The sequence below is a fragment of the Pseudomonas aeruginosa genome, assembly GCF_001457615.1.
Classification (GTDB): domain Bacteria; phylum Pseudomonadota; class Gammaproteobacteria; order Pseudomonadales; family Pseudomonadaceae; genus Pseudomonas; species Pseudomonas aeruginosa.
In genome coordinates this window covers 4,889,622-4,902,502 of the sequence record NZ_LN831024.1, presented here as the reverse complement: position 1 = coordinate 4,902,502, position 12,881 = coordinate 4,889,622, and the positions used below count along the sequence as shown (strand labels likewise).

General features: G+C 67.2%; 14 protein-coding genes. 10 read left to right on the top strand and 4 right to left on the bottom strand.

Annotated elements, in window-relative coordinates:
* Positions 1-32: 32 nt before the first annotated feature.
* The 4 genes from AT700_RS22540 (at position 33) to AT700_RS22525 (ending at position 3,053) form a co-directional block, all read left to right on the top strand.
* Positions 33-644, top strand: a complete 612-nt coding sequence (locus tag AT700_RS22540; protein WP_003101143.1) for a DUF2846 domain-containing protein — start codon at positions 33-35, stop codon at positions 642-644.
* Positions 645-747: 103 nt separating this feature from the next.
* A complete protein-coding gene (locus AT700_RS22535) occupies positions 748-1,332 on the top strand; it encodes a DJ-1/PfpI family protein (RefSeq protein WP_003120861.1) in 585 nt (194 codons plus the stop codon).
* 20 nt (positions 1,333-1,352) lie between these two features.
* Positions 1,353-1,661 carry a ribbon-helix-helix domain-containing protein gene (locus AT700_RS22530; RefSeq protein WP_003101146.1) on the top strand — a complete coding sequence of 103 codons (309 nt, stop codon included), beginning with the start codon at positions 1,353-1,355 and terminating at the stop codon, positions 1,659-1,661.
* A gap of 135 nt (positions 1,662-1,796) precedes the next feature.
* The gene (locus AT700_RS22525) at positions 1,797-3,053 is read left to right on the top strand and encodes an Nramp family divalent metal transporter (protein WP_003123276.1); all 1,257 of its coding nucleotides are present in this window, start codon (positions 1,797-1,799) and stop codon (positions 3,051-3,053) included.
* Between the two features lie 96 nt (positions 3,054-3,149).
* On the opposite strand, the gene AT700_RS22520 is transcribed toward AT700_RS22525, so the two are convergent.
* A complete protein-coding gene (locus tag AT700_RS22520; RefSeq protein WP_003093938.1) occupies positions 3,150-4,673 on the bottom strand; it encodes a fumarate hydratase in 1,524 nt (507 codons plus the stop codon).
* Positions 4,674-4,950: 277 nt separating this feature from the next.
* On the opposite strand from AT700_RS22520, the gene AT700_RS22515 reads away from it, so the two are divergent.
* The 3 genes from AT700_RS22515 to AT700_RS22505 all read left to right on the top strand — a co-directional run bounded on the left by AT700_RS22515 (position 4,951) and on the right by AT700_RS22505 (position 7,835).
* Positions 4,951-6,078, top strand: coding sequence for a sensor domain-containing diguanylate cyclase (locus AT700_RS22515; protein WP_003101151.1), 1,128 nt, complete (start codon positions 4,951-4,953; stop codon positions 6,076-6,078).
* The gene (locus AT700_RS22510; RefSeq protein WP_003101153.1) at positions 6,071-6,997 is read left to right on the top strand and encodes an iron-sulfur-binding ferredoxin reductase; all 927 of its coding nucleotides are present in this window, start codon (positions 6,071-6,073) and stop codon (positions 6,995-6,997) included. Before AT700_RS22515 ends, AT700_RS22510 begins: the two co-directional genes overlap by 8 nt.
* Before the next feature lie 64 nt (positions 6,998-7,061).
* Positions 7,062-7,835 carry an enoyl-CoA hydratase gene (locus AT700_RS22505; protein ID WP_003101155.1) on the top strand — a complete coding sequence of 258 codons (774 nt, stop codon included), beginning with the start codon at positions 7,062-7,064 and terminating at the stop codon, positions 7,833-7,835.
* 284 nt (positions 7,836-8,119) lie between these two features.
* On the opposite strand, the gene pyk is transcribed toward AT700_RS22505, so the two are convergent.
* From pyk to AT700_RS22490, 3 genes are all read right to left on the bottom strand, one after another.
* On the bottom strand, positions 8,120-9,571 hold the full coding sequence (gene pyk, locus AT700_RS22500; protein ID WP_003093930.1) for a pyruvate kinase: 1,452 nt from the start codon (positions 9,569-9,571) through the stop codon (positions 8,120-8,122).
* Positions 9,572-9,653: 82 nt separating this feature from the next.
* A complete protein-coding gene (locus AT700_RS22495) occupies positions 9,654-10,568 on the bottom strand; it encodes a universal stress protein (protein WP_003120856.1) in 915 nt (304 codons plus the stop codon).
* Between the two features lie 84 nt (positions 10,569-10,652).
* Positions 10,653-11,459 carry a tetratricopeptide repeat protein gene (locus tag AT700_RS22490; RefSeq protein WP_003101159.1) on the bottom strand — a complete coding sequence of 269 codons (807 nt, stop codon included), beginning with the start codon at positions 11,457-11,459 and terminating at the stop codon, positions 10,653-10,655.
* Positions 11,460-11,552: 93 nt separating this feature from the next.
* On the opposite strand from AT700_RS22490, the gene AT700_RS22485 reads away from it, so the two are divergent.
* The 3 genes from AT700_RS22485 (at position 11,553) to AT700_RS22475 (ending at position 12,879) form a co-directional block, all read left to right on the top strand.
* The gene (locus AT700_RS22485; RefSeq protein ID WP_003120855.1) at positions 11,553-11,936 is read left to right on the top strand and encodes a tetratricopeptide repeat protein; all 384 of its coding nucleotides are present in this window, start codon (positions 11,553-11,555) and stop codon (positions 11,934-11,936) included.
* A gap of 100 nt (positions 11,937-12,036) precedes the next feature.
* The gene (locus AT700_RS22480) at positions 12,037-12,459 is read left to right on the top strand and encodes a DUF4124 domain-containing protein (RefSeq protein ID WP_003093901.1); all 423 of its coding nucleotides are present in this window, start codon (positions 12,037-12,039) and stop codon (positions 12,457-12,459) included.
* Positions 12,460-12,519: 60 nt separating this feature from the next.
* Entirely contained in the window at positions 12,520-12,879 is a 360-nt protein-coding gene (locus tag AT700_RS22475) for a PilZ domain-containing protein (protein ID WP_003093898.1), read from the top strand.
* Positions 12,880-12,881: the final 2 nt, after the last annotated feature.

The following is a 12,881-nucleotide window of genomic DNA, read 5'->3' as shown; positions in this document are numbered from 1 at the left end:
TGCGCGGATAACCATAAGAAGAGGGATGGAGCATGCTGCGCAGCCTGTCGCTGGCCCTGTCGATCGTCGCGAGCCTGGTCGGCTGCAGCACGCCCGGCGCGTTCTTCGGTGCGGTGGACGGACCGGCCTTCGTCGCCCATCCGAGCGCCGATGCCAGCCACGCCACCGTCTACCTCTACCGTCCGCGGAGCCAGTGGGCGGACGAGGAACTCGAGGCGCCGGGGATCTTCCTCAACAACGAACTGATCGGCAGCCTACCGAGCAACGGCTACCTGGCGTTCGAGTTCGAGACCGGCAGCTACAAGCTGGAAATGCGCCGGCCGCTGGCGGGCAGCTTCTGGACCCTGTTCGCCGACGGTCCGATGGATTTCACCCGCATCGCCAGCTTCATGCTCGAGGCCAGGGCCGGCTCGGTCTACTACCTGCGCTACGACGAACTCAACCCGCCACCGAAGAGCGAGCACCCGGCGGGTGAGGGCGATGGCCCGCTGCAATTGGTGGCGGCCGATCTCGGCGCTGCGGAAATCGGCGCTACCCACCAGGTTCAGGAGCCCATGCAGTTCGCCGCCAGCGGCTACCGGAAACGCGTGCAGCGCTCGTTCTGGGAAGGCGTCGGGCGGGCCCTGGACAAGATCGGCATCTGAACCCAGCACGCGTGTAGTAACCGTCTATTACCCGCGTCCCCCTGCGGATTGGCTACCTTAGGTGCATCCCCGGTATGACCGGGCCCTGCCCGAAGGAGTGCGCGTGATGGCTGCGAAGAAGATCCTGATGCTGGTCGGCGACTATGCCGAAGACTACGAAACCATGGTCCCGTTCCAGGCCCTGCAGATGGTGGGCCACCAGGTGCATGCGGTGTGTCCGGACAAGCGGGCCGGGCAAAGCGTGCGCACCGCCATCCACGATTTCGAAGGCGACCAGACCTACAGCGAGAAGCCGGGCCACAACTTCACCCTCAATGCCGACTTTGCCCAGGCCCGCGCCGAGGATTACGATGCCCTGCTGATCCCCGGCGGCCGCGCCCCCGAATACCTGCGCCTGAACGAGCAGGTGCTGGCTCTGGTGCGTGACTTCGACGCCGCGCGCAAGCCGATCGCCGCGGTCTGCCATGGCGCCCAGCTGCTGGCCGCCGCCGGCGTCCTGCAAGGGCGGGCGTGCAGCGCCTATCCGGCCTGCGCCCCGGAGGTGCGGCTGGCCGGCGGCGAGTACGTCGACCTTCCGCCGGACCAGGCCCACGTCGACGGTCACCTGGTTACCGCGCCGGCCTGGCCGGCGCATCCGGCGTGGCTGGCGCGCTTCCTCGAGGCGCTCGGCACCCGCATCAGCCACTGAGACACAGGAGACCCCCGCGCATGTGCGAACTCTATGTGAAAGCCGATCCGATCCTCTATGAATCGCGCTCGCGTTCCTTGCGCATCCGCGGGGTGGTGACCACCCTGCGCCTGGAGAACCAGTTCTGGGACATCCTCCGGGAAATCGCCGAAGGCGAGGGCCTGAGCACCAACCAGTTGATCACCAATCTCTACGAGGAAGTGATGGACTATCGCGGCGAGGTGCTCAACTTCGCCTCCTTCCTGCGTGTCAGTTGCACCCGCTACCTGGCGCAGCGGCGCGAGAAAGTCGCCGAGCTGAGCCTGGTCGGCCAGCGCGCCCAGGCCTGAGGCGAGGGAAGACGCGACCGGGGTGAAACGTTTAGGCTGGTCGCACTTCCTCCCCCGATCCGGCGTCGCCTCGTGAAATACTCCCTGCCCACCACGGCCACCGCGCCGTTCTGTCCCTCGGCGGTCAGCCACAGCGTGGCGGTGCCGGCCGACGCCTCGCCGCTGCGCAAGCTGGCGCTGTTCATCGGCCCCGGCCTGCTGGTCTCGGTCGGCTACATGGACCCCGGCAACTGGGCCACCGCCATCGAGGCGGGCTCGCGCTTCGGCTACGCGCTGCTGTTCGTAGTGGTGCTGGCGAGCTTTTCCGGGATGCTCCTGCAAAGCCTCTGTTCGCGCCTGGGCATCGCCACCGGCCGCGACCTCGCGCAGCTCTCCCGGGAGCGCTACCGCCCTGGCGTGGCGCGTGGCCAATGGCTGCTGGCGGAACTGTCGATCGTCGCTACCGACCTTGCCGAGGTGCTCGGCGCGGCGCTGGCCTTCCACCTGCTGCTGGGAGTCTCGATTACCACCGGGGTGGTCCTCACCGCCTTCGATACCCTGATCGTGCTGGCCCTGCAGGGCGCCAACTTCCGCCGCCTGGAGGCCATAGTGCTGGGGCTGATCGCGACCATCGGCGCGTGTTTCTTCGTCGAACTGGTGCTGATCGGCCCCTACTGGCCGGATGTCGCCGCCGGCTTGCGGCCGTCCTGGGACACCCTGAGCAGCCAGGAGCCGCTGTACCTGGCGATCGGCATCCTCGGCGCGACGGTGATGCCGCACAACCTCTACCTGCATTCGTCCGTGGTGCAGACCCGGGTCAGCGGCGACGACGCGGCGAGCAAACGCTCGGCGATCCGCTTTTCCCGGCTCGACACCATCGGCTCGCTGTCCCTGGCGCTGCTGGTCAATGCGGCGATCCTGATCCTCGCCGCCGCGGCTTTCCACGGTAGCGGCCATACCGAGGTGGTGGAGATCCAGGACGCCTACCACCTGCTCGACCCGTTGGTGGGCGGCGCCCTGGCCAGCTTCCTGTTCGGCTTCGCCCTGCTGGCGGCGGGGCAGAGCTCGACCTTCACCGGCACCATTGCCGGGCAGGTGGTGATGGAGGGTTTCCTCCGGGCGAAGATTCCCTGCTGGCAGCGGCGCCTGATCACCCGCGGCCTGGCCCTGGTGCCGGCCTTGATCGGCGTGCTCTGGCTGGGCGAAGGCGCGGTAGGCAAGCTGCTGGTGCTCAGCCAGGTGGTGCTCAGCCTGCAATTGCCGTTCGCCCTGTGGCCGCTGATTCGCTTCAGCAGCGACCGGGGCCTCATGGGGGAGTTCGTCAACCCGCGCTGGGTCAGCGCGCTGGCCTGGTCGTTGTTCGGCCTGATCTCGGCGGCGAACCTGACCCTGCTGTATTTCTGGTTCGGCTGAACCAAGGCGCCTGCGGCGCTGCCAGCCCAGGCTCCGGCCAGTGGCCGTACGAAAAAGCCCGGCGCGGGGCCGGGCTTTTTCAGGGACGGAGCAGGCTTACTTGACCTCGACCGCCAGGCTTTCGGCGATCTTCTTCTGCCAGACCGCCGGGCCGGTGATGTGCACCGACTCGCCGTTGGTGTCAACCGCGACGGTGACCGGCATGTCCTTCACCTCGAACTCGTAGATCGCTTCCATGCCCAGTTCGGCGAAGGCCAGCACCTTGGACTTCTTGATCGCCTGGGCGACCAGGTAGGCGGCGCCGCCGACGGCCATCAGGTATACCGCCTTGTTGTCCTTGATCGCCTCGATGGCGATGGGACCGCGCTCGGACTTGCCGATCATGCCCAGCAGGCCGGTCTGTTCGAGGATCTGGCGGGTGAACTTGTCCATCCGGGTGGCGGTGGTGGGACCGGCCGGGCCGACCACCTCGTCGCCGACCGGATCGACCGGGCCGACGTAATAGATGAAGCGGCCTTTCAGGTCCACCGGCAGCGTTTCGCCCTTGTTCAGCATGTCGACCATGCGCTTGTGCGCGGCGTCGCGGCCGGTGAGCATCTTGCCGTTGAGCAGCAGGGTCTCGCCCGGTTTCCAGCTTTGCACCTCTTCCGGGGTGATCTTGTCCAGGTCGACGCGGCGCGCGGACGGGCCGGCTTCCCAGACGATCTCCGGGTAGGCGTCGAGCGACGGCGCTTCCAGTTCGGCGGGGCCGGAGCCGTCGAGCACGAAGTGGGCGTGGCGGGTCGCGGCGCAGTTGGGGATCATGCACACCGGCAGCGAGGCGGCGTGGGTCGGGTAGTCCATGATCTTGACGTCGAGCACGGTGGTCAGGCCGCCCAGGCCCTGGGCACCGATGCCCAGCTGGTTGACCTTCTCGAACAGCTCCAGGCGCAGTTCCTCGATGCGGTTCTGCGGGCCGCGGGCCTTCAGTTCGTGGATGTCGATCGGGTCCATGAGGACCTCCTTCGCCATCACCGCTGCTTTCTCCGCGGTACCGCCGATGCCGATGCCGAGCATGCCCGGCGGGCACCAGCCGGCGCCCATGGTCGGTACGGTCTTCAGCACCCAGTCGACGATCGAGTCGGACGGGTTGAGCATGGCCATCTTCGACTTGTTCTCCGAGCCGCCGCCCTTGGCCGCGACATCGACCTCGACCTTGTCGCCGGGAACGATGGAGTAGTGGATCACCGCCGGCGTGTTGTCCTTGGTGTTCTTCCGCGCGCCGGCCGGGTCGGCCAGGATCGAGGCGCGCAGGACGTTCTCCGGCAGGTTGTAGGCGCGGCGCACGCCTTCGTTGATCATATCGTCGACGCTCATGGTAGCGCCGTCCCAGCGCACGTCCATGCCGACCCGGACGAACACGGTGACGATCCCGGTGTCCTGGCAGATCGGGCGGTGGCCGGTGGCGCACATGCGCGAGTTGATCAGGATCTGCGCCATGGAGTCGCGGGCAGCCGGCGATTCTTCGCGCAGGTAGGCCTCATGCATGGCCTGGATGAAATCGACCGGGTGGTAGTAGGAGATGAACTGCAGGGCATCGGCGACGCTCTGGATCAGGTCGTCTTGCTTGATCACGGCCATGGAGCACGGTCCTCTTCAGGCGGGTAATTCGGATGCGGGGCAGGGTCACGGAGCCGGCCGCAGCCGAGGAGCGCGCCGGTCAGGCACCGGCGCAAAAAAGGCGCGACAGTATAGCCGTTCCGGCGAGACGGGCGCACGCGCCGACGATCAGACCTTGGTCGGCCAGCCGGCTGGTCGGCCGATAAATCCGCGGTCCGCTAGCTGGCAGTTCGTTCGACTAGGCAACCCGCAGGGGGCAGGGTACATTGCGGCCAGGTGCCATTACGGGACGGAGCCCATGCGCACAGACAAGCCTCCCCTGAAACAGCGTGCGCTGCAAAAGCTCTTGCTCCGCCGGTTCGGCATGGCCGCAGGCACCTACCTGCTCGGCCTGGTCCTGCTCTGGCTGGCGCTACTCAGCGGCTTCTACCGCGCAGCGCCGACCACCGCGGCGGCCAGCACCACCCTGGTGGTGGCTTGCCAACTGGCCTTCCTCTGGCTGTTCGCCAGCGGTCGCAACCTGCGTTACGCCGATCCCAGCCTGACCGAGCCGCAGGTGCTGGTGGCGATCGCCTGGCTGACCTATTTCCTCTACCACGTCGACAGCCTGCGCGGCACCTTCATGGTGTTCTACGTGCTGGCCCTGCTGTTCGGTGTGTTCCAACTGCCGCCGCGGGTCTTCGCCCGCTGTGCGGCGCTGGCGTTCATCGCTTTTTCCGGCATCTACCTGGTAGAGGCCTTGCAGCAGCGTCTCGAGCTACCGGGCCGGGCTGCATTGCAGGTGCTCGTGATGTTCATCGTAATGGTCTGGCTGAGCCTGTTCGCCAGCTACATACAGGCGATGCGGCAACGCATGCGCCAGCGCCGCTATGCCTTGCAGGCGCACCAGGACACGCTGCGCGGCATGATGCGCCAACTGGAAGACCTGGTGGCCACCGACGAACTCACCGGTCTGTTCAACCGCCGGCATTTCATGCGCATGGCCAGCCGGGCGCTGGAAGACCTGCTGCCGAACCGGCAGCACGGCCTGGCGCTGATCGACCTCGATCACTTCAAGCGGATCAACGACCGCCACGGCCACGCCGCCGGCGATCGGGTCCTGCAGACCTTCGCCGCGGTGGCGCGTTCCTGTCTGCGCGATGGCGACGTCCTGGCCCGTTACGGCGGCGAGGAGTTCGTCCTGCTGCTGCCCCACGCCGACGCGGAACAGCTGGAAAGCTGTTGCGAGCGCCTGCGCCTGGCGTTCCAACAGGCGGAACCGGTCGGGGTCACGGTGGATACCCTGAGCCTTTCGGTGGGCATGACCCTGCTGTATGCCGACGACGATCTCGACGAGGCCTTGCAGCGGGCCGACCAGGCGCTCTACCGTGCCAAGCGCGGCGGACGAAACCGCTGCGACGCCACCTGGGAGGTCACCAGTGCCTGACATACGGGTCGGCGAGCGACGCCTTGCCGTCGCCGCCGGCAGCAACCTGCTGGATGCGCTGCTCGCCGGCGGCATCGCCGTGCCCCATAGCTGCCGCGCCGGCAGTTGCCACGCCTGCCTGGTGCATTGCCTGCAGGGCGAGGTGGACGACACCCTCCCGGAGGCGCTCGATCCGGCACGGCGCGAAGCGGGCTGGCGGCTGGCCTGTCAGTGCCGGGTGCTCGGCGACCTCGTGTTGCAGCCTTTCGATCCTGAGCGCGACGGGCTGCCGGCCAGGGTCGTAGCCTGCCACTGGCTGGGCGATGTGCTGCGCCTGCGCCTGGAGCCGGAGCGGCCCTTGCGCTATCGCGCCGGGCAGCACCTGCTGCTGTGGAGCGACGATGGCGTGGCGCGTCCCTATTCGCTGGCCAGCCTGCCTCACGAGGACCCATGGCTGGAGTTCCACATCGACTGTAGCGCTCCCGGCGCGTTCTGCGACCGCGCCCGGCGCCTGGCGCCTGGCGCGCTCCTGCGTCTGGGCGAGTTGCGCGGCGGGGCGTTGCGCTACGAGCCGGACTGGCAGGAGCGACCGCTGTTGCTGATGGCCGCCGGCACCGGGCTGGCGCCGCTCTGGGGGATACTTCGCGAGGCCTTGCGCGCGGAACACCAGGCGCCGATCCAGTTGCTGCACCTGGCGCGCGACCACTACCTGGCGAGCGAGTTGGCGGAGTTGGCCGGGCGTCATCCGCAAGTGCGCGTCAACCTGGTGTCGGCGGCGCAGTTGCCCTCTGCCTTGGCCGATCTCCGCCTTGTTCCGCGGCGCAGCATGGCCTTACTCTGCGGCCAACCCGCCAGCGTCGAACGCTTCGCCCGGCATCTCTACCTGGCCGGCGTACCGCGTAGCCAGACCCTGGCGGACCTGTTCCTGCCCCACGCCTGACGCGGCGCGGTGGCGGTGCCTTGCAGCCATTGCCGCGGCCCTGCGCCGCATCCCTGGAGTGACGATGAGCGAGCTGATTCGGGTCGAACGCGAAGCGGGGCTGCTGACCCTGCGCCTGGACCGCCAGGACAAGAAGAACGCGCTGACCCGCGCGATGTACAGTCGGATGGCCGAGGCGCTGCTGGAGGCGCAGGCCGATACGGCTGTGCGGGTAGTGCTGATCACTGGCGGCGATGCCTGCTTCACCAGCGGCAACGACATCCTCGACTTCCTCGAGCAACCGCCATCCCTGCGCGACAGCCCGGTCGGCCGCTTCATGAGCGCCCTGCTGGAATTCCCCAAGCCGGTGATCGCCGCGGTGAACGGACCGGCGGTGGGTATCGGCACCACCCTGCTGCTGCATTGCGACCTGGTCTTCGTCGGTCGCAATGCGCGATTGAAGATGCCGTTCGTCAACCTCGGCCTGACACCGGAGTTCGGCTCGAGCCTGATCCTGCCGCGCATGCTCGGTCATGCCAGGGCTGCGGAATTGCTGATGCTCGGCCAGGACTTCAGCGGCGAGCAGGCGGCGGCCTGGGGCCTGGCCAATGCGGCGCTGGAGGATGGCGCCACGGTGCTGGAGCACGCCCGCGATGCGGCCCGGCGCTTCCTGCACCTGGCGCCCTCGGCGGTAGTGGAGAGCAAGCGCCTGATGAAAGCGCCGTTTATCGAGGAGCTTCGCCGGGTGATCGCCGAGGAAGGCGATATCTTCAGTACCCGACTGCGCTCGCCCGAGGCGATCGAGGCGCTCAGCGCCTTCATGCACCGGCGCCAGCCGGATTTCTCCAGGTTCGCCTGAGCACACCGCTGTTGGGCCAGCGGAGCGACGATCTGTAGGGCGGATAACGCCCCAGGCGTTATTCGCCGCGATGCGGCTGAAACGGCGGATAACCGCGTAGCGGTTATTCGCCCTACACCACGTTGGGCTAGCGGAGCGCCGGTCCGTAGGGCGGATAACGCCATAGGCGTTATTCGCCGTGAGGCGTCTGAAACGGCGGATAACCGCGTAGCGGTTATTCGCCCTACACCAGGTTGGGCCAGCGGAGCGCCGGTCCGTAGGGCGGATAACGCCGCGACGTGCGCTTATACCAGCAGGTCGCCGACGTGCAGCACCTTCATGGTGTTGGTGCCGCCCTGGGCGGTGTAGCTGTCGCCCTTGGTCAGGATAACCCAGTCGCCCTTGGTCACCACGCCGCGCTTGAGCAACTCGTCGACCGCGGCCTGGCTGACCTTCTCCGCCGGCAGCGCCGCCGGGTCGAAGGGGATGGTTTCCACGCCGCGGAACATCGCCACGCGAGCCTGAGTCTCGCGGTGCGGGGAGTAGGCGTAAATCGGTACCGACGAGCGGATGCGCGACATGATCAGCGGGGTGAAGCCGCTTTCGGTCAGGCAGATGATCGCCTTGATCCCCGGGAAGTGGTTGGCCGTGTACATCGACGCCAGGGCGATGCTCTCGTCGCAGCGGTCGAAAGTCTGGCCGAGGCGATGGCTGGATTTCTGGCTGGTCGGGTGCTTCTCGGCGCCCTGGCAGACGCGGGCCATGGCTTTCACCGCTTCCACCGGGTACTCGCCGGCGGCGCTTTCCGCCGAGAGCATCACCGCGTCGGTGTAGTCGAGCACGGCGTTGGCCACGTCGGAGACTTCCGCGCGGGTCGGCATCGGGCTGTGGATCATCGACTCCATCATCTGGGTCGCGGTGATCACCACTTTATTGTTGCGGCGGGCGTGCAGGATGATCTTCTTCTGGATGCCGACCAGCTCGGCATCGCCGATTTCCACGCCGAGGTCGCCACGGGCCACCATTACCGCGTCGCTGGCACGAATCAGGCCGTCGAGTGCGTCGTCGTCGGCGACCGCCTCGGCGCGCTCGATCTTGGCCACCAGCCAGGCCTTGCCACCGGCCTCGGTGAGCAGGCGGCGGGCGTATTCCATGTCCTTGGCGTCGCGCGGGAAGGAAACGGCCACGTAGTCCAGGTCCATGTCCGCGGCCAGCTTGATGTCTGCCTTGTCCTTGTCGGTCAGCGCCGGCGCGGTGAGACCGCCGCCGCGGCGGTTGATGCCCTTGTGGTCGGACAGCGGGCCGCCGATCAGCACCCGGCAGCGCAGTTCGTCGGCGGCGACTTCCTCGACCACCATCACCACCCGGCCGTCGTCCAGCAGCAGCTCATCGCCGACCCCGCAGTCCTTCACCAGGTCCGGGTAGTCGATGCCGACCACTTCCTGGGTACCGGCGTCGCGGGCGTGGCTGGTGGAGAAGCGGAACTTGTCGCCGACCTGCAATTCGATGCGCTTGTTGGCGAACTTGGCGATGCGGATCTTCGGTCCTTGCAGGTCGCCGAGCAGGGCGACGAAGCGGCCGTGCTTGGCCGCCAGTTCGCGCACCAGCCTGGCGCGGGCGCGGTGTTCATCGGGGGTGCCGTGGGAGAAGTTGAGGCGGGCGACGTCGATCCCGGCCAGGATCAGTTGCTCCAGCACTTCCGGGGAATTGCTGGCTGGGCCGAGGGTGGCGACGATTTTGGTGCGGCGAACGGACATGCAAAGGACTCCTTGGATAACGCTGGCGTGCAGGCTACCACCGGCGAGGCTCGGCGGCGACTGCGGAGTCATACTATCTGCATCAGATGTCATTTGTCGGTTTGAGCACCAGCAGGTCGCATTCCACCTCCTCCAGGACGCGTTCGGCGGTCTGCCCGATCAGTGCGTTGTCCAGGTGCCCCCGGGCGACCGCGCCCATCAGCAGCAGGTCGATGTCGTTGGCCCGGACGAAGTCGGGGATCGCCTGCTCGGCATAGCCGGCCAGCAGGTGGCGGCGCTCCGCGGCGATCTCCGGGTAGGCTGCCAGCAGGTCGTCGAAGGCCTGGCGGTGACGTTCCTCATGTTGCAGCACGAAACGCTCGTAACCGGCGAGCATTTCCGCGTCGAACAGCAGGCTGCGCGGCATCGCCGCGTGGGTATGCAGGTAGTCGGCGCGCAGCCCCAGGCTGGCTTCGAGCTGGCGGGCGGCGGCGATCAGCCGGTGATCGAGGGCGGCCGGCTTGTCGCTGGCATGCAGCGGGTCGAGCGCCGCGCACAGGCGCTGGCCGCGCCAGGCGTCGTGATGGACCAGCCAGAGCGGCTGCGGGCAGTGGCGGATCAATTGCCAGTCGCTGTTGCCCAGTAGCAGGCGGCGCAGCAGGTTGTGCTTGCGGGTGCTCTTGAGGACCAGGTCGGGCCGGGTTTCGCCGACCCGTTGCAGGACCATCCGGTCCAGCGGCTTGCCCCACTGGGCCTCGACCTGAGTGCGGATGCCGGCCTGCTGCAGCGGCATGGAAAGCTGCTCCAGCCAGGTGACCCGTTCGTCCAGGTAAAGGTCGCGGGCACGCTGCAGCGAGTGACTGTCGAAGAACAGCCCGCCGTCCAGCGCCGGGTTGAAGTCGCACAGCAGCAACTCGACGCTGGCGCCGCTGCGTTCGGCGATCCACTGGGCACGGGAAAGGGCCGGCTGTTCGTCGCTGCTCGGGTCGACGACCACCAGCAGGTTATGCAGGTTCATGGCAACGCTCCTGGCATTGGGCGGGAATGCCATTGCAGACCAGGCGCCGCGACGGGCGCTTGATCTGGGTCAGTCCGGCGGGGATCAGCGAGGTTGCACGTTGAGCGCCTGGTCGAGGTGCCGGCCGGCCTTGTTCGACAATTCGCCTTCAGGATAGTCGAGCAACTGGCGACGCAGGTATTCGATGGCCTTGTCGCGGTTCGGGTGCGGGTTGTCCGGCGCCAGGTACATCAGGCCGAGCTGGTAGAGGGCTTTTTCCTTTATACCGGCAGGAATCGCCGGATCGTTGACCGCCAGCAGGTAGAGCTCGGCGGCTTCGTCGACCCGATCCTTGAGCACCGCGCGGCGCGACAGCAGCGTCATGTCCGGGTCGAGGCTGGTCTTGTAGAGATCGAGGTTCTGCTGTGGCTTCCAGGTGGCGAGCAATTCGCGAGCGCTCTTCTGCACCGGCTCCCTGGCCCGCTGGCGCATTGCCAGCAGGCGCGCCTGGGCATGCTCGGCGGCGTGGGTGCCGGGGAACTCGCGGACCACGCGCTGGAAGTAGTCGGTGGCCTTGGCGTCGTCGCGCTGGTCGTTGTAGCGGCTCATGTAGATCAGGCCGATCTGGTACAGCGAGATACCGCGCACCTCGGCGCTGTAGCGGCGATTGTCGTAGCCGGTGAGGTAGAGCTTTTCCGCCTCGGCGCTCCTGTTGTCGCGGATCGCCATGGCGCTGTAGGTCAGCAGGTCGCCTTCCTCCTCGATGGCGGCGGTCATGCGGTTGCTCTTCATCTGCTTGTATTCGGCGACTTCGCCAGTGGTCACCTGGGCGACGAACAGCGGCGTGGTCGGCGAACAAGCGGCCAGCAGCGACAACAATGGGAGCAGGACGAGACGGCGGGCGAAGCGCATGGCATCTCCTTGGCGCCAGGGCGAGAGCCACCTCAGTCTAGTCAGGCCCTTCAGTCACGCCAATACGCGCCGATACAGTTCCCAACGGAGGATATGCCTATGCGAAGCTTGATCGTTGCCTGCCTGGCGCTGAGTGCCACCGGTTGTAACAGCTGGTCGCTGAACAGCGACCTGAACGGGGCCTACCGCGCCTACGACAAAGGCGATTGCGCACAGGTGATGCTCGACCTGTCGCGGGCCGAACGGCGGATTCGCGCGCGGCCCTACCTGCAGCCGGAAATCTCGCTGCTGCGCGGCCAGTGCCTGGAACGCCAGAGCCTGTTCGTCGACGCAGCGCAGACCTACCACTTCATCATCGCCCGTTACCCCACCAGCGAATATGCCTACCGTGCCAAGGCGCGGCTGGAGACCTTGCGCCAACTGGGCCGGCTGAGCGAGACGCCGGCCTCGGCCAGCGCCGTGCCGACCCGCCTGTAGGCGGCCGGGAGACTGGACGGGCGTTCAGGCTGACCGTCGGTCGCATGGGACCCCGGTCGATCCGGTAAGCTTCGTCCTGGATTTCACGGAGGAGGTTCGCATGCGTGCCCTGTGGTTCTGTGTCGCCCTGATGCCCGTGCTGGCGCAGGCGGACATCTATCGCTGGACCGATGCCCAGGGCAAGGTACACTTCTCCGCCACGCCACCGGCCGGCGCGCAACGCGTCGAAGTCAGGCCGCAGGTGGTGGAACGTGACGCCGCGACCCGCCAGCGCGAGCAGCGCACCCAGGAGTATTTCGATGCTCGTCGCGAGGAACGCACCGCCGCCGCCGAACGTGCCGGCCAGCGCCAGGCTGCGCTGGCCGAGGAATGCGGGCGCTTGCGGCAACAGTTGTCCCAGCTCGAACGCGGCGGCCGCTTCTATCGGCAGGACGCCGGCGGCGGGCCGGTTTACCTGAGCGATGCCGAGCTGGACGCCATTCGTCGCGAACTGGCCTCGCGGGAGTCCGAACGCTGCCGCTGAGCTTGTTCCCCGAGCGCCGGCATCGTCATACTGGACTGCAAATCATAGCGAAATGCCATTATGGGTCTTCAACGACATATCCAGCGCCATCAGTTGCCCAGCTACCTGAAGGTGTTCAATCGCATCACCGATAAGCCGATGGGATACATCGGCAACGTCTCCGAGGACGGCCTGCTGCTGATCAGCCAACTGCCGATGCTGGTCGGCGCGCGTTTCGAACTGCGCCTGAAGGTTCCGGGACTGGGCGGTCGCCCGCAATGCATCGATTTTTCCGCCGACTGCCGGTGGACCTGCGAGGACGTCACGCCCGGTCATTTCGATTCCGGCTTCCACCTGCTGGCGCCGCCCGCCGAATTCCTCGAACTGGTGGAGGCGCTGCGCCGCTACTTCAGCTTCCCCCGCCAGCCGCAGTCGGTCTGATC